The organism is Modestobacter sp. DSM 44400 (assembly GCF_900107175.1).
Lineage (GTDB): Bacteria > Actinomycetota > Actinomycetes > Mycobacteriales > Geodermatophilaceae > Modestobacter.
Genome location: NZ_FNOZ01000005.1, coordinates 32,176 through 51,120 on the forward strand (window position 1 = coordinate 32,176; position 18,945 = coordinate 51,120).

18 protein-coding genes are annotated in these 18,945 nt (G+C 73.6%); 6 read left to right on the forward strand and 12 right to left on the reverse strand.

Annotated elements, in window-relative coordinates; translation table 11 throughout:
* Positions 1–11 precede the first annotated feature (11 nt).
* From BLW04_RS05230 to BLW04_RS05245, 4 genes are read right to left on the reverse strand one after another with little or no spacing between them, the layout of a single operon-like run.
* Entirely contained in the window at positions 12–788 is a 777-nt protein-coding gene (locus BLW04_RS05230; protein ID WP_091537731.1) for a fumarylacetoacetate hydrolase family protein, read from the reverse strand.
* Between the two features lie 24 nt (positions 789–812).
* On the reverse strand, positions 813–1,601 hold the full coding sequence (locus tag BLW04_RS05235; protein WP_091537732.1) for an SDR family oxidoreductase: 789 nt from the start codon (positions 1,599–1,601) through the stop codon (positions 813–815).
* Between the two features lie 4 nt (positions 1,602–1,605).
* Entirely contained in the window at positions 1,606–2,460 is an 855-nt protein-coding gene (locus tag BLW04_RS05240) for a fumarylacetoacetate hydrolase family protein (RefSeq protein WP_091537733.1), read from the reverse strand.
* A gap of 30 nt (positions 2,461–2,490) precedes the next feature.
* Positions 2,491–3,378, reverse strand: a complete 888-nt coding sequence (locus BLW04_RS05245) for a dihydrodipicolinate synthase family protein (RefSeq protein WP_091537734.1) — start codon at positions 3,376–3,378, stop codon at positions 2,491–2,493.
* A gap of 149 nt (positions 3,379–3,527) precedes the next feature.
* Between BLW04_RS05245 and lhgO the strand changes: the two genes are divergently transcribed.
* From lhgO to BLW04_RS05260, 4 genes are read left to right on the forward strand one after another with little or no spacing between them, the layout of a single operon-like run.
* Entirely contained in the window at positions 3,528–4,745 is a 1,218-nt protein-coding gene (lhgO, locus tag BLW04_RS05250; RefSeq protein ID WP_091537735.1) for an L-2-hydroxyglutarate oxidase, read from the forward strand.
* On the forward strand, positions 4,742–5,953 hold the full coding sequence (locus BLW04_RS05255; RefSeq protein WP_217630850.1) for an FAD-binding oxidoreductase: 1,212 nt from the start codon (positions 4,742–4,744) through the stop codon (positions 5,951–5,953). The genes lhgO and BLW04_RS05255 overlap by 4 nt, the downstream gene beginning before the upstream one ends.
* On the forward strand, positions 5,919–6,170 hold the full coding sequence (locus BLW04_RS27345; RefSeq protein ID WP_217630851.1) for an FAD-linked oxidase C-terminal domain-containing protein: 252 nt from the start codon (positions 5,919–5,921) through the stop codon (positions 6,168–6,170). Before BLW04_RS05255 ends, BLW04_RS27345 begins: the two co-directional genes overlap by 35 nt.
* The gene (locus BLW04_RS05260; RefSeq protein WP_091537736.1) at positions 6,167–7,393 is read left to right on the forward strand and encodes an MFS transporter; all 1,227 of its coding nucleotides are present in this window, start codon (positions 6,167–6,169) and stop codon (positions 7,391–7,393) included. Before BLW04_RS27345 ends, BLW04_RS05260 begins: the two co-directional genes overlap by 4 nt.
* Positions 7,394–7,415: 22 nt before the next feature.
* Here the strand turns inward: BLW04_RS05260 and BLW04_RS05265 are convergent, their stop codons facing one another.
* Genes BLW04_RS05265 through BLW04_RS05300 form a run of 8 tightly spaced genes read right to left on the reverse strand, consistent with a single transcriptional unit; the run spans position 7,416 to position 17,142 of the window.
* The gene (locus tag BLW04_RS05265; protein ID WP_091537737.1) at positions 7,416–8,309 is read right to left on the reverse strand and encodes an NAD(P)-dependent oxidoreductase; all 894 of its coding nucleotides are present in this window, start codon (positions 8,307–8,309) and stop codon (positions 7,416–7,418) included.
* A complete protein-coding gene (locus tag BLW04_RS05270) occupies positions 8,306–8,989 on the reverse strand; it encodes an RraA family protein (protein WP_091537738.1) in 684 nt (227 codons plus the stop codon). Before BLW04_RS05270 ends, BLW04_RS05265 begins: the two co-directional genes overlap by 4 nt.
* A complete protein-coding gene (locus BLW04_RS05275; RefSeq protein WP_091537739.1) occupies positions 8,986–10,251 on the reverse strand; it encodes an MFS transporter in 1,266 nt (421 codons plus the stop codon). Before BLW04_RS05275 ends, BLW04_RS05270 begins: the two co-directional genes overlap by 4 nt.
* A complete protein-coding gene (locus BLW04_RS05280) occupies positions 10,248–12,452 on the reverse strand; it encodes an Ldh family oxidoreductase (protein ID WP_175483906.1) in 2,205 nt (734 codons plus the stop codon). Before BLW04_RS05280 ends, BLW04_RS05275 begins: the two co-directional genes overlap by 4 nt.
* A complete protein-coding gene (locus BLW04_RS05285) occupies positions 12,449–13,291 on the reverse strand; it encodes a DUF6282 family protein (protein ID WP_091537817.1) in 843 nt (280 codons plus the stop codon). Before BLW04_RS05285 ends, BLW04_RS05280 begins: the two co-directional genes overlap by 4 nt.
* A gap of 28 nt (positions 13,292–13,319) precedes the next feature.
* Positions 13,320–15,563: a TRAP transporter permease gene (locus tag BLW04_RS05290; RefSeq protein WP_091537741.1), complete on the reverse strand. Its 2,244-nt coding sequence runs from the start codon at positions 15,561–15,563 to the stop codon at positions 13,320–13,322.
* A complete protein-coding gene (locus tag BLW04_RS05295; protein ID WP_254781077.1) occupies positions 15,563–16,141 on the reverse strand; it encodes a hypothetical protein in 579 nt (192 codons plus the stop codon). The genes BLW04_RS05290 and BLW04_RS05295 overlap by 1 nt, the downstream gene beginning before the upstream one ends.
* Complete coding sequence (locus tag BLW04_RS05300) at positions 16,138–17,142, reverse strand: TAXI family TRAP transporter solute-binding subunit (RefSeq protein WP_091537742.1); 1,005 nt, start codon at positions 17,140–17,142, stop codon at positions 16,138–16,140. Before BLW04_RS05300 ends, BLW04_RS05295 begins: the two co-directional genes overlap by 4 nt.
* 172 nt (positions 17,143–17,314) lie before the next feature.
* Between BLW04_RS05300 and BLW04_RS05305 the strand changes: the two genes are divergently transcribed.
* Together BLW04_RS05305 and BLW04_RS05310 are read left to right on the forward strand one after the other, a co-directional pair.
* Positions 17,315–18,079 (forward strand): GntR family transcriptional regulator, encoded by a 765-nt coding sequence (locus BLW04_RS05305; protein WP_254781078.1) that lies wholly within the window; start codon positions 17,315–17,317, stop codon positions 18,077–18,079.
* A 69-nt stretch (positions 18,080–18,148) separates the two neighbouring features.
* Complete coding sequence (locus BLW04_RS05310; protein ID WP_091537744.1) at positions 18,149–18,907, forward strand: SDR family NAD(P)-dependent oxidoreductase; 759 nt, start codon at positions 18,149–18,151, stop codon at positions 18,905–18,907.
* Positions 18,908–18,945 lie beyond the last annotated feature (38 nt).

An 18,945-nucleotide genomic window follows, 5' to 3' on the forward strand; every position in this document is an offset into this window, starting at 1 on the left:
GCCCGGGCGGCTCAGCCCGCGACGATCCGGGTGACGAGCGTGCCGATGCCGTCGATGCTCACCGCCACCTCGTCCCCGACCTGGATCGCCCCGACGCCTGCGGGTGTCCCGGTCAGGACCACGTCGCCGGGCAGCAGGGTCATCGCCTGGCTCACGAAGGACACGCAGGCGGCGACGTCGTGCAGCATGTCCGCGGTCGTGCCGTCCTGGCGGACCTCACCGTTGACCGTCGTCCGCAGGCCCAGCGCCGACGGGTCGACCTCGGTCTCCACCCAGGGCCCCAGCGGGCAGGACCCGTCGAACGCCTTGGCCCGGGTCCACTGCTTCTCGGCGCGCTGGAGGTCCCGCATGGTGAGGTCGTTGGCCACGGTGTAGCCGATGACCACCTCCGCGACCTGCTCCGGGGACACGCGGGTGCAGCGGCGGCCGATAACGACGGCCAGCTCACCCTCGAAGTGCAGGTTGCTGGTCAGCGCCGGATAGCCGACCTCCGCGCCGGGACCGACCACCGAGGTGGAGAACTTGGCGAACACCACCGGAATCTCGGGCACCTCGTTGCCCAGCTCCCTGGCGTGCTCGGCGTAGTTGCGGCCGAACGCGAGCACCTTGCTCGGCTCGACGGGCGCCAGCAGGGTGACCTCGGCGAGCGGGGTGCGCTCCCCGGTGGGGCGGACTGCCTCGTAGGGCAGCCCGTCGAGGGCGACGACGACCGCCTCCTCGCCGTCCCCCTCGAGAAGGCCGTAGGACGCCGGGCCGCCGGCGGCTGGGGTGTAGCGGACGATGCGCACAGCGGGTCTCCTGGGGACGGGGGGTCAGAGGGCCTTGACCATGCCGCCATCGACCAGGAACGCCTGGCCGGTGAGGTAGGTGTTTGCGCCGGAGACGAGGAAGGCAGCCACCTTGCCGAACTCCTCGGCGGTGCCGTACCGACCGAGGGGGATGGACTTCTCGGCCTGCGCGCGCACCTCCTCGATCGACATCCCGGACTTCTCGGCCCGGGTGGCGTCCAGGCCGGCGACCCGGTCGGTCGCGATGCGGCCGGGACCGATGGTGTTGACGAGCACGCCGTCGGGGGCGAACTCGATGGCCAGGCTCTTGGCCAACCCCAGGATCGCCACGCGGTAGGTGTTGGACAGCAACAGGTTGTCCAGCGGCTGCTTGATCGACGACGAGGCGATCGTCACGATCCGGCCCCACCCCTGGGCGCGCATGTGCGGCAGCACGCCACGCATCAGCCGGATGCCCGACAGCAGGTTCAACTCGAAGGCCTGCTGCCACGCGGCGTCGTCCAGGGCGTCGAAGCCGCCGGGACGCGGACCGCCGGCGTTGTTCACGAGGACGTCGACGCCACCGAGCCGTTCCTCGGTCTCCCGCAGCAGCCGGGCGAGGTCGGCGGCGTCGGACACGTCGGCCGGGCAGTGCTCCACCTGCGCGCCGGTCGCGGCGCTGATCTCGGCGGCGGTCGCCGCGAGCTGCTCCGCGCCGCGGCTGGAGATCATCACCCGGGCGCCCTCGGCGGCGAGCTGGGTGGCGGTAGCCCGGCCCAGCCCCTTGCTGGCTGCGGTGACGAGCGCGACCCTGCCGGTCAGTTCCAGGTCCATCAGGTCACTCCACGGGGTTCGAGAGGGTGCGGAAGCCGGCGATCGAGCAGCCGGCCACGTCACCGGGACGGATGTGGGCGGCACCGGGGGTGCCGGTGGAGATGATGTCGCCGGGCAGCAGGGTCATCACGCGGGAGTGGAAGGCGACCAGCCACCAGGGCCGGAAGGTCATGTTCGCCACCACGTTGCGTCGGTGCACCTGGCCGTTGTGCAGGGTGGCGACCTCCAGCGCCTCGACGTCGGCCACCTCGTCGACGGTCACCAGCTCCGGGCCGAAGCTGAAGAACGTGTCGAAGCTCTTCGACCGGGTCAGGTAGCGCGGGTTCTTCTCCAGGATGTCCTCGGCAGTCATGTCGATGATCGTGGTGAAGCCGGCGACGACGCCGGGGGCGTCCGCCTCGTCGACGTCCTTGCACTCCCGGCCGATGACCAGGCCCAGTTCCCCTTCGGCGGTAGTGCGCTGGGACTGCGGTGGGACCCGGATCGCGTCGCCGGGTCCGATGATCGCGGTGTCCGGCTTGAGGAAGCTGGCCGGCTCGGTGGACGGCGCCTTCTCCGACAGGTCCGCGGCGTGCTCGACGTAGTTGAGACCGATGCCCCAGACCTTGCGCGGACGGCGGTAGAGCGGGGCGTACGCCAGGCCTTCCTGCGGCAGCGCCATCCCGTTCAGCCGGGCGGCGTCGGCGTCGGCGACCCAGTCGCGCAACGCCTCCACCCGGCCCTCCTCCAGCAGCTCCTGCACCGTGGCCGGCCACGAGGTGCCGAAGGCGTCGTTGACCGCGGCCAGCGGCACCGCGCCGTCCGGGCGCACCAGCGCGCCGGGCTCCTCGCCGTCGATCCGCAGGGTGGTCAGTCGCACAGCGGGTGTCCTCTCGGTCGGGGGCGCGGGTCAGAGTCCGACGACGGAGATCAGGTCGTCGAGCTCGGCGAGGGTCAGTTCGTCCACCGGAGGGGCGGGAAACCGGGCGTGCGGGGAGCTGATCGCGCCGCGGCGGGCGAACACCTGCTTGCGGATCGTCACGCCCCCGACGCCCAGCTGGGCCTCGTAGCGGATCAGCGGCAGGTGCCGGAAGAAGTACTCCTGCGCCGCTGCGCGCTGGCCGGCGACGAAGCGCTCGTAGGTGCCGACCAGCACCTGTGGGAAACCGAAGCCGGTCATGATGCCGTCGGCGCCGCGCAGCAGCTCCTCGTACAGGTACAGCCCGCCCAGGCCACCGAAGATGCCCACCGGGCGCTGCACCCGCTCCCGGACCGCGGTGATCTTGGGCAGCGTCGGCGTCTCCTCCAGCTTGAGGTACCGGCAGCCCTCGATCTCCTCCAGCAGTCGAATCAGGAAGGGTGCGGGCATCGTCACGCCGGTGTTCACCGGCTCGTCCTGGACGACGACCGGCACGGACACCGCCCCGGCGACCTGGCGGAAGTGCTCGAAGACAAGCTCGAGGTTCCGGGTGTTGTCCGGCGGGGCGAGCATGACCGCGGCCGCCCCGGCGTCCTCGGCCCGCCGGGCGTAGTCCAGCGACATCCGGGTCGCCCGCGCCGACACCCCGACGACGACCGGGGCCCGGCCGGCGGTCGCCTGCACGTACCGGCGCAGCACCGTCTCCCGCTCGTCGTCGAGCAACTTCGCGGCCTCGCCCATGATCCCGAGGATGGTCAGCCCGTGGGCCCCGGCGCCGAGGTAGTCCTCCACGAGGGTGTCGATGCTGCCCTCGTCAACCGCGCCGTCATCGGTGAAGGGAGTCAGTGTGATGGGGAGCACACCCCGGAGCCCGGTCACCGCCGATTACCCTGCGACGCAGGTCGACGGAGGGTGTGGCTGGGGAAAACGGTGAGCCTGATCACGGTGCACACCGTAGCCACGCCGCGTTCCGCCCCCGCCCGGTACCCAGAAAGTGGCTCCCGCGCCGCCCCGAGGATCGGAGCACCATGTCTGTCCAGCGCTATGCCGTGGTCGGTGGCGGCATCATCGGCGCCGCGGTCGCCCGCCGGCTGCTCGAGGTACGGCCCGACGTCCAGGTCACCCTCGTGGAGAAGGAGGACCGGCTGGCCGCGCACCAGACCGGCCGCAACAGCGGGGTCGTGCACGCGGGCCTCTACTACCAGCCCGGCTCGCTGAAGGCGACGCTGTGCCGCCGGGGCGTGGGGTTGCTGAAGGATTTCTGCGCGGAGAAGGGGCTGCCCTACGACGAGGTCGGCAAGGTGCTCGTCGCCCTCGACGCCGAGGAGCAGCGGCGGCTCGACGACATCGCCGACCGGGCCCGGGTGAACGGGGTGCCCGGGGTCCGGGTCATCGACCGGGACGAGCTCCACGCCCTCGAGCCGCACGTCACCGGGATCGCCGGACTGCACTCGCCGACCACCGCGATCGTCGACTACGTCGGCATCACCGAGCAGCTGGCCGCGGACGCGCAGGCCCGCGGCGCAACGGTGCGCACCGGCTTCCCGGTCACCGGGCTCGAGCACACCGGGGGCGCCGCCGACGGGGAGGTCGTCGTCCGCGGCGCCTCGGGCGAGGAGGTCGTCGCCGACCGGGTCGTGCTCTGCGCGGGCCTGCAGGTCGACCGGCTGGCCGTGCTGGCCGGCGACGGCGACGCGCCCCGGATCGTGCCCTTCCGCGGTGAGTACTACAAGCTGGCGCCGGAGCGGCGCACGCTGGTGAACGGCCTGGTCTACCCGGTGCCCGACCCCCGCTACCCGTTCCTGGGCGTGCACCTGACGCCGCGGTTCGACGGCGAGGTGCTCATCGGACCCAACGCCGTCCTGGCGCTGGCCCGGGAGGGGTACCGGCGCCGCGACGTCTCGGCCCGGGACCTCGCCGAGATCGTCCGCTACGCCGGCTTCCGGCGTTTCGCCGCGGAGCACTGGCGCACCGGGATCGGCGAGATGCGCGGGTCGCTGAGCAAGCACGCCTTCGTCGCGGCGGCCCGGCGCTACGTGCCCGAGCTGCGGACCGCCGACGTGGTGCCGGCCGCGGCCGGGATCCGCGCGCAGGCGCTGGAGGCCGACGGCAGCCTGGTCGACGACTTTCGGATCACCCGGACGGGCTCGGTGGTGGCCGTCCGCAACGCCCCCTCGCCGGCCGCCACCTCGTCGCTGGCCATCGCCGAGCACCTCGTCGACCTGCTGCTCCCCGCGGCCGCGTGAGCGCCGCGCCCGTCCCGGACGGCGCTGGGGCCGACGCCGGGCACGACTTGGCCGACCGGCTGGCCCGCGTGGTGGGTGCCGGGCACGTCCTCCTCGACCCCGCGGTGACAGCGGGCTACGTGCGGGACTGGACCGGCCGGTGGCGCGGTGGGTGCGCGCTGGTCGTCCGCCCGGGGGACGAGGCGCAGACCGCGGCCGTGCTCGCGGAGGTGGCGGCCGCTGGCCGGCGCGTCGTCGTGCAGGGCGGCAACACCGGGCTCGTCGCCGGCGGCATCCCCGAGGCCGGCGACGTCCTGCTGTCCACCACCCGACTGACCCGGATCGGCCCGGTCGACCCGGTCGCCGGCACCGTGGTCGCCGAGGCAGGGGTGACCCTGGCCGCCCTGCAGGCGCACCTGCGGCCGCACGGCCTCGAACTCCCCGTCGACCTCGCCGCCCGGGACAGCTGCACGGTGGGCGGGATGGCCGCCACCAACGCCGGCGGCATCCGTGTGCTGCTCGACGGGATGATGCGCGCCCAGGTGCTGTCGGTGGACGCGCTCAGCGTCGACGGGCGCCCGCTGGTGCGGCTGCACCCCCTGGTCAAGGACAACACCGGGTACTCGCTGTCCGCCCTGCTCGTCGGCAGCGAGGGGACGCTGGGGGTCATCACCCGGCTGCTGTTGCGCGTCGTCCCCCGGCCGGTGAGCCGGGCCGTGGTGCTCCTCGGCCTGCCCGGCCTGCCCGCCACCCTCGGCGTGCTCGCCGCCCTTCGGGTGCGCCTGCCCCAGCTGCGCGCCGCCGAGTTCGTCGACGACGCGACGCTGCGGCTGGTCCTCGCCCACACCGGCGAGCCGGACCCGCTGCCCCGCCGGCACCCCGCCCACCTGGTGCTGGAGCTCGCCGGGGCACCCGGCCGGCTCGACGAGCTGCTCGGGGCGTTGGCCGGCGCCGGCCTCGGCGACGACCCCGACGTCGACGTCGCGGCCGCCGAGGACGTCGCGGGCGCGCGTCGCCTGTGGGGTCACCGCGACCGGGTCACCGAGTCGGTGGCCGCCGCCGGCGTGCCGCACAAGCTCGACGTCTCGATTCCGGCGATGCGCACCGCCGAGTTCGTGGCCCGCTGTGGCGAGCTGGCCGTCGGCGGGGCCGCCGCCCCGGCCGTTCTTCTTCGGTCACCTCGGCGACGGCAACATGCACCTGAACGTCCTGGACGCCGATCCCCGTGACGACGCGCTCGACGATGCGATCCTGCGACTGGCCGCCGAGCACGACGGCAGCATCAGCGCCGAGCACGGCATCGGGCGGGCCAAGGCCCACCTGCTGCCGCTCAACCGCACCGCGGACGAGATCGGTGCCATGGTCGCGGTGAAGCGCGCGCTGGACCCCGCGGGGCGCCTGGGCCGCGCGCTGTTGCCCGTCGCCGGCGACCGCCGGCCGGGATGAGCCGCGACCCAGCGGTGCGGCGGCCCGCGGGCTCCCGCTCGGCCGCCGTGGCCGCGGTGACCGTGACCACGGTCGGCGTCCTACCGGTCTACCTGGCGGGCGTGCTGTCGGTGCAGTTGCGGGCGGACCTCGGCTTCGGCCCGGCGCTGCTGGGCGTGCTCGTGGCGACCTTCTTCGCCACCTCGGCGGCATCCTCGTTCACCGCCGGCCTGATGGTTCGGCGGTGGGGCCCGGTCGCCGTCGTCCGGCTCTCCGCCGTGGTGGCCGGCGCGGCGCTCGCTGCCATCGCCCTCGCGGCACGCGACGTCCTGACGCTGAGCGCCGCCCTGGTCGCCGCCGGTTGGGCGAACGGCGTCGGGCAACCGGCGAGCAACGACCTCATCGCCCGGTCGGTGCCCCCCGAGCGGCAGGGACTGGCCTACGGCCTCAAGCAGGCCGCCATTCCGCTCGCCACCCTGCTGGCCGGTGTGGGCATCCCGCTGATCGCCATCCCCTTCGGCTGGCGGTGGGCCTTCGGCCTGGCTGCGGTGCTGGCGCTCCTCGTCGCGGTCTCCGTACCGGGCGGCGGCCGTCTCCGACCGACCGCCTCCTCCGCGCCATCGGAGGCCGCCGGGCCGTTCCGCCGCGCCCCGCTGCTCGTGCTCGCCGGCGGGCTGCTGCTGGGCGCGGCGACGGGCAACGCGCTGGGGGCGTTCTTCGTCGCCTCGGCGGTCGCCGAGGGCATCCCGCCCGCCACCGCCGGTGTGCTCGCCGCGGTCGCCAGCATCGCCGGGATCGGGACGCGCATCCTGATCGGCTGGCTGGCCGACCGGGTGCGCGCCCGCTGGTTGCTGATCGTCGCGGCCCAGATGGCCGTCGGCGGTGCGGCGTACGCGCTGCTGGGGAGCGGCCGGGAGGCGCTGGTGGCCGTCGGCGTGATCGTCGGCTACTGCTCGGGCTGGGCCTGGGCCGGCCTGGCGACCTACGCCGTCGCCCGGATGCACCACGGCATGGCCGCGCGGGCCACGGCCATCACCCAGGGCGGCATGGGCTCCGGTGCCGCCCTCGGACCCCTTGCCTTCGGCGCCGCGGCGGCCGCCACCTCCTATTCGGTGGCCTGGTACGGGACGGCGGTGCTCTCGCTGCTGGGTGCCGCAGTGTGCGTGCTGGGCCGGTCGATGCTGATGCGCGACCGGCCCGCGCTGGTGGCCGCGCAGCAGCAGCGGCGGGGCGCCCGCGCCTGAGCCGGCCGGCTCCGCGGCCCGTTCAGCCGGTCCCGTCCGCCGGCAAGGAGCGCAGCGCCTCCAGGGCCGCCGCCAGGGTGGGCGGCACCGCACCGGGCTCGTGCCCGGCGGCCGCCAGCCCGCGGGCGCTGAGCTGGTGGCGGGCCAGCAGGCCGGAGGTCAGCAGCGGCGGCACCCCGGTGCCCGCCACGGTGTCGCGGGCCATCGCCACCTCGGCCGAACGGCGGCCGGCGTGGGCAACGTGCGTGGTGACCAACATGGTGGCGAAGTCCCGGGTCGACCAGCGGTCGAGTGTCTCCTCGATCATGGCCATGAGCGGCTCGACCACGTCGAGCTCCCGGGCAGCGAGCAGGGCCTCGACCCACAGGCCCTCCATGCCCTTGACGACGACGCTGCGCAGCATCTTCAGCGCCGCCGCGGCACCGATCTCTGCGCCGACGACGGCGGCGGTCAGCCCTGCGCCGGTGAGCACCTGCGCGGCCTCGGCGGCATCCGGGCCGGCCAGGGAGATCGGGATGCGCGCGCCGTCGAGCTGGATGCCCCCACCGGTCATCACGCCGTCTACGACCCGCGCGCCGGTCAGTGCCGCAGCCATCGCGCGCTTGTCCGTCGGGGCGGTCGAGTTGAGGTCGAGGTAGAGCACCCCGTCCCGTGCGTGCGGAGCGAAGCCGACGGCGGCGGCCAGCGCCGTGGCCGGCGTGACCAGCGACAGCACCACGTCCCGGTCGGCCAGCTGCGCGACGTCCGCGACCGGGACGGCGCCGATCGCCGAGATGGCCTCGGCCAGTCCAGGACCGCGGGCAGGGTCGAGCAGCGCGCGGTCGTGCACCGCGAGGTCCGCACCCGCCCCGGCCAGCACGCCACCGATGACCCGGCCGGCCTCACCGAAGCCCACCAGCCCCCAGCGCAGGGTCACCGGGCCACCTGGTCGGCGACCGGGATCTCGGTGAGCGACTGCAGGACCCACGACCGCTCCAGCGTGCCCGCCGCGATCTGCGCGAAGACCGCCTCCTCCTCGCGCAGCCGCGCCCAGCCGGTGGCGACGACCTCCGCCGCCCGTTCCTGCGGGAGCACGACGACGCCGTCCGCGTCGCCGACCACGACGTCGCCGGAGCGCACCACCGTGCCGCCGACCTGCACCGGTCCGTACAGCTCGCCGGGGCCGTCCTTGTAGGGGCCCAGGTGGTTGACGCCGCGGGCGAAGACGGGCAGCGGCCCGGCGGCCAGCCCCTCGGCGTCGCGGACGGCACCGTCGACCACGAGGCCGGCCAGACCGCGGGCCGCGGCGTACCGGGCCATGATCTCGCCGAGCAACGCCCGGTCCACCGAACCGCCGCCGTCGACGACCAGCACGTTCCCGGGCTCGGCGAGGTCCAGGGCCCGGTGGACGACGAGGTTGTCGCCGGGCCGGGTCCGCACGGTGAGGGCGGGGCCCGCCACCCGCGGCCACCGTCCACCCGGGACCCAGTGCACGCCGCTGATCCCACCGACCCGCTCCATGCTGTCGGACAGGATGCTGGTCGGCAGGTCCAGGCACTGCTCGAGCAGGTCCGGGTCGGGCTGTGGTCCGGGACGGTGCATGCGGCAGGTGCTCACGTGGCTGTCCTCCTCGTCGGTGTCACGGGTGTCAGTCCGGTCCGGCGGTGGCCGCCGGAGGGACGGCGCAGGGCGGCCACCGGCAGCCCCCGCGACCGGCGGACCATCCGCCGGCCGGTCCGGATCATCAGCGCGGCGGCCAGGCTCAGCACCGCGGCGGACAGCCAGGCGACGGCGTAGGAGGACGACTGGGCGACGATCCCGAAGAACAGCGGCCCGCTCGCCGCGCCCAGCGACAGTCCGGTCTGCACGAAGCCGGTGACCGCGGCCGCCGCCCCCCGGTTGTCGCGGATGACCGCGAAGTGGAACAGCCCGGTCCATGCCCAGCCCAGGCCGTAGGCCAGCAACGACCCGACGACGAACACCGGCACCCGGCCAGTGGCCAGCAACAGATAGCCGACGGCCCCGGCGGTGAGCAGGTTGGCGATGAACAGGTAGCGACTGCGCTCGACGTGCCGGTCGGCCAGCCAGCCGAACCCGACCCGGCTGGACAGTCCGAGCACCGAGCAGCCGGCGAACAGCAGGCCGGCAGTCGCCGGCGTCGCCCCCGCGGCCACCGCGGAGTCGACGAGGAAGACCCCGGTGGGGGTCGCGGCCGCCGAGCCCAGGAAACCGCCGAGGGTCAGGACGACCAGCCCGCCCCGCGGAAGGCCCTTGTCCGGCTCCCGGGCCGCGTCCGGCCGTCGCCCGGTCGCGGCGACGCGCCAGCGGGTTCCCGACCACGCCAGCAGCAGGGCGGCGAGGGCCACGGCGGCGACCGCCGCCCACCGCCAGCCTAAGACGAGCGCCACCCCCGGGACGGCCAGGCCGCCGAGGAGGGTGGCCGCCGGGATGGCCGACTGCTTGATGCCGAAGGCCAGGCCGAGCCGCCGGTCGGAAACCAGTTGGGAGATCCCGAGGTTGGCCGTCGGCTGCGCCACGGCGTTGCCGAGGCCACCGATCGCCAGGGCGACCATCAGCCAGCCGGGCGACCGGGCCAGCGCCACCGTGCCCAGCGAGACGGTTGCGAGCGCGGCGGCCAGTGCCGCGCCCCGGCCGGCGCCCAGTCGCTGCACCAGGCGACCGCCGGAGCGGGCCAGGAGGCCGGAGACGGCGAACAGCGTGGCGGCGGCGATCCCGAACATGCCGAGGCCCATCCCCAGGTCCGCCCGGATCTGGACGGCAAGCGCCCCGACGAGGAAGGCCGGCAGCACGCCCAGGATGGCGACCGAGACGGCCTGCAGCGTGCCGCGCGTCGTCTCGCCCGCCCGGAGCCGGCTCATCCACGGACCGGCGCGCCGAGGGGCAGGCCGACGCTGTCGCCCAGGGCGCGAAGGGCGCGGTGGGTCTCCGCGTCCAGCGGGATGCCCGCCGCCCGCCGCCGGACACGCTCGGCCGCCGCCCGCTGCCCGGGGGTACGCACCGGAACCCCTTCCTCGACCGGGTCCAGGGCACGCAGCCCGGCGAGCAGCCGGTGCGCGCCGGAGCCCAGCTCCGCCGGGTCCCCCAGCCGTGCCGGGTCCAGGACGACCATGAGGTGGCTGGTCCCCGGCGGCCCGCCGCCGTCCCGGAAGGTCAGGTTCCCGACCCCTGGGCCGGTCGGCCCCGATGCCAGGACACCGGTCAGGACCTCGACCAGCAGGGCCAGCCCGTAGCCCTTGTGGCTGGAGCGTTCCCGGTCGCTGCCCAGGGGCAGCAGCGCGCCCCGGCCCGGAAAGACGTCGGCCGGGTCGGTGGTGGGCCGGCCCGCGGCGTCCAGCCCCCAGCCCAGGGGCACCGGTCTGCCGGTACGCAACGCGATCTCGAACTTGCCGGCCGCAACGGCCGAGGTGGCCATGTCGAAGACCAGCGGGTCTTCGCCGGCGACCGGCATGCCCAGCGCCAGCGGGTTGGTGCCGAGGTGGGGGCGGACGGCGCCGGTCGGGGCGACGACCGGCCCGGTGTTGGTGGCGACGAGGGCGACCAGGCCCTGCTCGGCCGCCTCGAAGGCATAGGCGCCGCTGGCCCCGTGGTGGCTGCTGTTGCGCACGTTCACCCAGCCGACGCCGTGCTGCCGCGCCCGGGCGACCGCCTCGGCGAGCGCGGTGCGGCTGACCGGGTGTCCGAGCAGCCCCTGTCCGTCGACGAGGGCGACCGCGCCGCCGTCGGAGCGGACGGTGGGTTCGCCCCCGGTGGCAATGACGCCCGAGCGGAGCGCCTGGACGTAGGCCGGCAGCCGGGCGCTGCCGTGCGAGTCGATGCCGGACAGGTCGGCGTAGGCCAGCACCCGGGCGGTGTCCCGGGCATGGTCGGGGCGTACCCCGACGGCCGCCAGGACGTCGGCCGACCAGCTCTCGAGCAGGTCCGCCGGCACCCACGCAGCCGGCTCGTCCATCACCGGCCGATCGGCCGGGCGGCTCGCGGCAGCTGCCGGGCGGGAACCCCCCGCGGCGTCCTCCTCCAGCGCTTCGTAGGCGGCGAGGACGGCATCGGCCACGGTCGAGGTCGACGCCGGCGCGCAGTCCACCGGCGCCAGGTCGTAGGTCCAGGGGCCCTGGCGCAGCACCGCGTGCGTCGCCGTCCGCAGCCGGGCTCCGAGTTCGCGAGTCACGTCGAAGTGCTGCAGGAGCGCGACGAGGGCCAGGAAGCCGCCGAGCGGATTGACCTGGTCGCGCCCGGCACGGCGCGGCGCCGAGCCGTGGGCAGGCTCGAAGAGCCCGACGCACCGACCCTGCGCCGGCTCCCCAGGGTGGATCGACGCCGAGCCGCACAGCGCGGGCGACCCCGCCCGTCCCGCCGCCAGGTCGCTCAGGATGTCACCGAGCAGACCCTCGGTGACCAGCACCGCGGGCACCTCGGCACCGGACCCCAGCTCGAAGGCGGCCCGGTCGACGTAGCGGTGCTCCACCGGCACCCCCCGCGCCCGGGTGACTTCCTCCGCGGTCTGCCGCCACAGCCGGCCGGTGGCATAGAGGTTGGCCTTGTCCACCGACACCAGCCGGCCACCACCCCGCTGCGCGAGCACGTCGCAGGCGGTGTGCACGACCTCGGCCACCCGCTGCGGGGTCAGCCGCAGGACGTCGAACGCCTCGCCGCCGTCCCGGCTCTCCTGCCGGTCGCCCGCCGCACCGTAGGAGCCGCCGATGAGGTTGCGGACGACGGTGAGGTCGCTGTGCTCGTCGACCGGGATCTCGCGCACGGAGATGCGCAGGTCGTACCGTTCGCGGAGCCGGTGCAGCGCCGCCTCCGGCCGCGGGCACACGTCGGCGGGCACGCGGGGGTCTTCCCCCACGGCACCCAGCAGCAGCGCGTCGGCGTCGTCGCAGGCCGCCAGCGTCTCCGGCGGCAGAACCGAGCCGGTGCTCGCCGCGCCGCGGGCGCCGACCGGCCACGGACCGCTCACCTGGACCAGCCCCTGCTCGGCCAGCCTGCGCAGCAGCCGGGTCGGCCCCGCCAGCACCTCGTCCCCGACGCCGTCCCCGGGGAGCAGCGCGATCCGGATCACCGCTGCACCAGCCGGCGGCCGACGGTGGTCATGATCATCTCCGTGCCGGACTCCCCCACGGACCGTTTCAGGTCGGCGAGCCAGCCCGGCAGGGCCTGCTCCATCGTCGGGTAGTGGGCGTGTCCGAGGTCGCCACCGAAGGCCAGCATGTCGTGCGGGTACACCTCGCCGAGCGTCGTCGACGGCGGCCCGTCGATGGTGAGGATGTCGGGCAGGATGCCGAGCTCCAGCACCACGCCGAGCCCGGCGAGCTCGGGCACCGCGGCGTCGTCCCAGCGGAGGAAGGGCATCCGCGGGTGGTTGAACAGCATCCGGGTCACGCCGGCCCCCCGCGCCGCGCGGAACAACACGAGAGCCTGCGCGCAGGTCAGGTGACCCGAGGCCAGGACCAGGTCGTGCGCGGCGACGACGTCGAGGACGTCCTGCCACCCAGGGAGCAGTGCGCCGCCGTCGTCGAGCACGTCCACCTGCCGGAACGCCAGGCCGCGGTGCACCGACAGCTCCGGGCTCGAGGCAGCGGCGATGTGCGCGGGTGCGGAGACGGTCGGCATCCACACCACCCGCCCACCGAGCCGCGCCGCGACCTCCACGGCATCGGCGTTGGCGCCTCCCACCGGCGAGTTGAGCACGATGCCGCCGACCACCTCGACCCCCGCGGCCTCCTCGCGCTGGCCGGCGAGCACCGCGCGCTCGACGGTCGAGCCCTCGTGCGCCTTGAGGACGGCGAAGTCGACGCCGACGGCTCCGTGCGCGCCCAGCACCTCGTGGTCGAAGCCGTGCCGTTCGACGAGGCTGGGCGCCCCGTGCACGTGCAGGTCGGCGACTCCGGAGATCAGCACAGCACCGGGCCCGGCACCTGCGACCACCTCAGGGGCTCTTGTCGCGGCGCGGGCCCGCTGCGGGGGCGTCCCGGTGCGCGTCGGCCATCGGCTGGGCCGGGGAGGCGGTCCCCGCCTGCTGGTCATCCGCGGTCCCGCCGGTGCCGGCCACCGTGGCGGGGTCCCCGGCTGCGGGCAACTGGTCACCGCCCTTCCGGCGCCCCCCCAGGTGGACCACCACACCGGCGGCGAAGAACGCTGCGCCGATCCCGATGGCCAGCGGGGTCATCACCAGCAACGCCAGCGCGGCGACGAAGAACAGCAACCGCTCCGGCAGCTTCGCCGGGCCGAACAACCAGGCCCCGGTCACCACGGCGAGCGCACCGACTGCGAAGCAGGACGTGATGAACGCGATGGCAATGGTGAGGAGGCCGCCTTCCAGGAGCAAGCCGATACCGCGGTCCGACAGCACGAAGATGAACGGCACCAGGAAGGCGGGCAGCGTGTATTTCCACGTCAGCCACATGGTCTTGACCGGTTTACCGCCGGTGATGGCAGCAGCGGCGAACGGCGACAACGCGGTCGGCGGGGAGACCTCGCTGAGCACCGCGTAGTAGAAGATGAACATTGCCGAGGCGTAGACCGGGACCCCCACCTGCTGCAGTGCCGGTGCGATGACCACGAACGAGATGATGAAGCTGGCCGTCACCGGCACGGCGAGGCCGAGCAGGGTCACCACGATGGCCGAGAAGATCGCGGTGAGCACCAGGTTGCCGCCGGCGAAGTCCACGATGATGCCGGCCAGCCGCAGGGCCAGACCGGTCAGCGTCATGACCCCGACGATGAGGCCGGCGGCCGCCATCACCGGAATGACCGAGAGCGCCCCGGTGGCGCCGGAGGCAAGCGCGGACCATGCCCGCTTCGGGGTGATCCAGGACTTGCGCTCGAGGAAGCTGAGCAGGAAGGCGAGGGCGGTGGCGTAGACGACCGCCCGGAAGGGCGTGAGCCCGAGGATGAGGAACACCACGATGGCGATCAGCGAGCTGAAGTGGTAGCCGAACCGCAGCAACAGCCGGCCGGCTGAGGCCGTCTGGATGTCGATGGTGTGGGTCTTGTACCGCCGGGCGTCCATCTCGATCGCCAGGATGATGCCGAGGTAGTACAGGATCGTCGGGATCGTCGCCCAGATCAGCACCTGCAGGTAGTTGACCTGCAGCAGCTGGGCGATGATGAACGCGGCGGCACCGAGCGTCGGGGGTGACAGAATCGCCCCGATGCCGGCCGCGGCCAGCACGCCACCGCCGCTCTCCGCCGGGTACCCCGCCCTGCGCAGCAGCGGCCAGGAGATGCCACCGAGGGTGACGGTGGTGGCGACACCCGAGCCGGAGACCGTGCCCAGCAGGAAGCCGGCGAGGGTCACGGTGCGGCCGGGGCCGGCCGGCGACTGCCCGAACGCGGCGAACGACACGTCGATGAAGAAGCGGCTGGCCCCGGACGCGGCGAGCACCGCGCCGTAGATGGTGAACAAGATGATGTAGGTGGCGGCGACGTCCGTCGGAACGCCGAACACGCCCTGGGTGCCCATGACGTTGTGCCCGACCAGGCGTTGCCACTGGAAGTCGGCGGTCGTGAAGGGCGCCGGCATGTAGGAGCCGAAGTAGGCGTAGAGCAGGAACCCGACGACGACCAGCGGCACCAGGACGCCGACCGTGCGCCGCGCGGCCTCCAGCACCAGCAGGATGATGAGCGTCCCCATGATCAGGTCGAGCTGGGTGGGGAGCACCGCCCGCCGGAAGAACGCGTCCCAGTCCGAGACGATGTAGGTGAACGGGATCAGCGACGCGATGGCCAGCACCCAGTCCACGACGTTGGGGTTGTCCTTCTTGCCCGCGGCCTTCGCCCCGCCGGGGGTCCCCCAGCCGCGGTAGGTGAGGAACGTCAGGAAGAGCCCGAGACCCAGGAACGCCGGCAGGTAGATCTGCTTGGCCATCGGGTCGAAGACCCAGTAGAGGCCGTAGAGGGACAGGGCGACGCCGAACACCTGGACCACCAGGCGGGGCACACCGGTCACCGCACGGGCCGGTTTCTCGGCCTCGTACTCGGCCAGCAGTGCCTCTTCGTCGATCGCGTCGTCGTCCTTGAGGGGCGGCGCGTCGCCGGTTTCGTCGAGGGTGGCAGCGTTCACCGGCTGCGCGTCCGAGGCACCCGGGGAACTTCCGTCCGCCACCCGGGTGGAGCCATGCGCCTCCGCTGCGTGATCAACCGGCTTCTGCGTGCGGCGTGGCAGCTTCATCAGCTCTCCTCGATGTCCAATATCACGGTCGGGTCGTCGGTGACGACGCGCTGCCAGATGGGGATCGGCACGTGCCCGGGCACGTGCAGGGTGCGTTCGCCGAGGTCGGTCGCTGCGATGCGCAGCGTCCGGAAGACGGCCGGCTGAGCCGGGTTGGGTTCCACCACGTAATTGCGCCGGTCGCCCACTGGGGCGGCGCGGGGCGCTCCAGGCACGGCGTAGTACTCCTCGAGGACCGCGAGCTGGTCGGCAGCGATCTCAACCAGCTCGAAGCGGCCGTCCGCCCGCACGCGGTACCGCTCCTCGGCGAGTGTGTGGTAGATGCTGTTGCGGTAGCTGACGGCGAAAGTGTCACCGGCGAGCGGGATCCGGGCGATCAGGTCGCCGTCCGGCGTCCGCACGGTGACGGCCGGCACGCCCGGCTCGTCGACTGCCGCCACCGCCGCTGCCGAGCCGGCCGCCACGACCAGCGCGACGACAAGGGCGATGACCCACCGCCTGTTCCGGGCGCGACGCCCAGGCGGCGTGCTACCAGGGCCGCGGGAGGCGCGGTCGACCGGCAGCACGCCGTCGGTCACTTGACGGAGTCGAAGTAGGCCTGCGCGCCCGGGCAGGTCTTGATGAAGTCGACCTCCCCGGCGGTCTTGGGGTCGAGCTCCTTGGCCGCAGGGTGCACCTGGATGAGTGCGTCCTTGTTCTCGAAGATCGTCTTCGTGATGTCCTGCTGCAGACTCTCGTCCATGTCGGTGCGAACGACCAGGATGTTGGGCGAGACGACGTTGGGCGAGGCCTTCTTCTGCCCTTCGTACGTACCGGCGGGGATGTCCGCGGCGAAGTAGAAGTCGCCGTACTTCTTCGCCATCGCGTCGGCGTACTGACCGGTGTCGATCAGGACGAGCTCGCCGGTGCTGGCCAGGTCGACGATGGCGCCGGTCGGGAGGCCGCCGGACCAGAAGCCGGCGTCGATGGTGCCGTCCTTGAGCGCGTCGACGGTCTCCGCCACACCCAACTGCGAACGCTCGATGTCCTTCTGCGGGTCGAGTCCCGCTGCCTCCAGGATGCGGTCGGCGGTGACCTCCGAGGCCGAACCCGGCGCGCCGACCGCCACGCGCTTGCCCTTCATCTGCTCGATCGACGTCACACCCGCCGAGGTGGTCGAGAAGACGTGGACAAAGTTGTTGTACAGGTTTCCCAGCGAGCAGATGTCGAGCGCCCCGTCGGAGAAGTCGTGCTCCCCGTTGGCGGCGTCGGAGACGACGTCGCCGAGGCCCAGTGCCATCTGAGCCTGGTCGGACTGCAGCAGCTTCATGTTGTCCACCGAGGCATTGGTCTCCTGCACGGTGACGACCACGCCCGGCAGGTCCTTGCTGAGGACGTTGGCCATGCCGCCGCCGTAGGGGTAATAGACGCCGCCGGTGCCGCCGGTGGCGAACGTCAGGTTCTCGTTGCGCTGCCCAGCGGCATCGCCGCCGCCCGAATCACCCCCACCGCAGGCGGTGAGGAGGACGCTCGCCGCGACCCCCGCGGTCAGGAGCAGGCGGGATCGCTGCCGTGAGGCAGTGCCTGAGGTGGAGGACATCGTCGGCCTTCCTGTGGTGTGCGGATCGGGCCTGGGAAGTGGCGACCGGCACCAGCAGTTCGCTCGCTGACCGCCTGTCTCCCGGCCGGTCAGGTCGTGAGCAAGGCGAGTGAAGCAGCTCACAGAAGGCTCTGTCTACTGTTTACGATGTTCCGAGAAGGTCACGATCTCGATGACCACACGGAGGGCGGACGCGGTGTTCGACGGGCAACCCATCACGGCGGCGCCGCTGCGTGAGCACGTCTACCAACGGCTGCAGGAACTCATGATCTCGCGGACGTTCGCGCCCGGCGACCACCTCGTGGAAGAGACCCTCGCGCAGCGGCTCGGCGTCAGCCGCGGTCCGGTGCGTGAGGCGCTGCAGCGGCTGCACCGCGACGGCTGGGTCACGCTGCGCCCCCGGTACGGCGCCTTCGTCAACCAGCCCACGACGCAGCAGGTACTCGAGTTCTTCGAAGCCCGCGAGCTGGTCGAGAGCTCGGCCGCACGGCTCGCGGCCCAGCGGTGCAGCATGCAGGACGCCGCAGACCTGCTGCAGATCTGTGACGAGGCGGACGAGGACCTGCGTCGGGGCGTTCCCCCGCAGCAGATGGCCGCCCACACCGCTCGCTTCCACCGGGCTGTGCTGAAGAACGCGCGCAACCACATCCTGCTCGAGTTCGGCGAGCAGCTGTCCCACCGCAGCCGGTGGTTCTTCGCCCCCCTGGTGGCGAGCATCGCCCCGCGCGCCTGGGTGGAGCACCGGGAGGTCGCACAGCTGATCATGGCCGGCCGCGCCGACGAGGCCGCCGAGTCCATGCGCGCACACGTCACGGTCTCCCGCGACACCTACCTCGCGACCCAGCCGGTGGCCGAGCCGGTGGCCGAGCCGTACCTCGACGAGGAGCCGGTCCGGGCGACGGCCCTGGCCTCGCCGCTGCACCCGGGCTCCTCGTGACGGCGGCACACCGGAGACAACACAGTCAGGGACCCTGCCGACCAGGTCGCACCCGACCGGAGGAGAAACGTGCACACCGATCAGGTAGTGCTGGTGACCGGCGCCTCGAGCGGCATCGGCCGGGCGTGCGTCAAGGCCTTCCTGGTCCAGGGGGCACGGGTCATCGCGGCGGCGCGCCGCGGGGAGCGGCTCGCGGAGCTGCAGGCCGGACGCGAGGACTCGGTGCTGCCGGTGACCATGGACGTCCGGGACCGCGCCGATGTCCGGGCCGCCCTGACCGGCCTGCCGGACGGTTGGGGGCCGATCGACGTGCTGGTCAACAACGCGGGCCTGGCCGCCGGGCGGGGGCCGATCCAGACCGACGACCCCGACGACTGGGACCGCATGATCGACACGAACGTCCGCGGACTGCTGAACGTCTCCGGCTGCGTCCTCCCGGGCATGGTTGAGCGCGGCGCCGGCCACGTCATCAACATCGGGTCGAACGCCGGGCGCGAGGTCTACCCGGGCGGCGCCGTCTACTGCGCGACGAAGGCCGCGGTGGAGCGGATCACCCGGGGGATGCGGATGGACGTGCTGGGCAGCGGCGTCAAGGTCAGCCAGGTCGACCCAGGCCTGGTCGAGACGGAGTTCTCGCTGGTGCGCTTCGACGGCGACGCGGACTCGGCGGCGGCGGTCTACGAGGGGCTCGAGCCGCTCGCGGCCAGCGACATCGCCGACGTCGTCGTCTGGGTGGCGACCCGCCCTCCGCACGTGGTGATCGCCGACGTGCTCGTGTACCCGCTGGACCAGGCCGGTTCCGGCAAGGTCGCGCGCAGGCCGCGCTGAGCACGTCCTGTCCGGGGACCCGCCGCGGCGCCGGGACT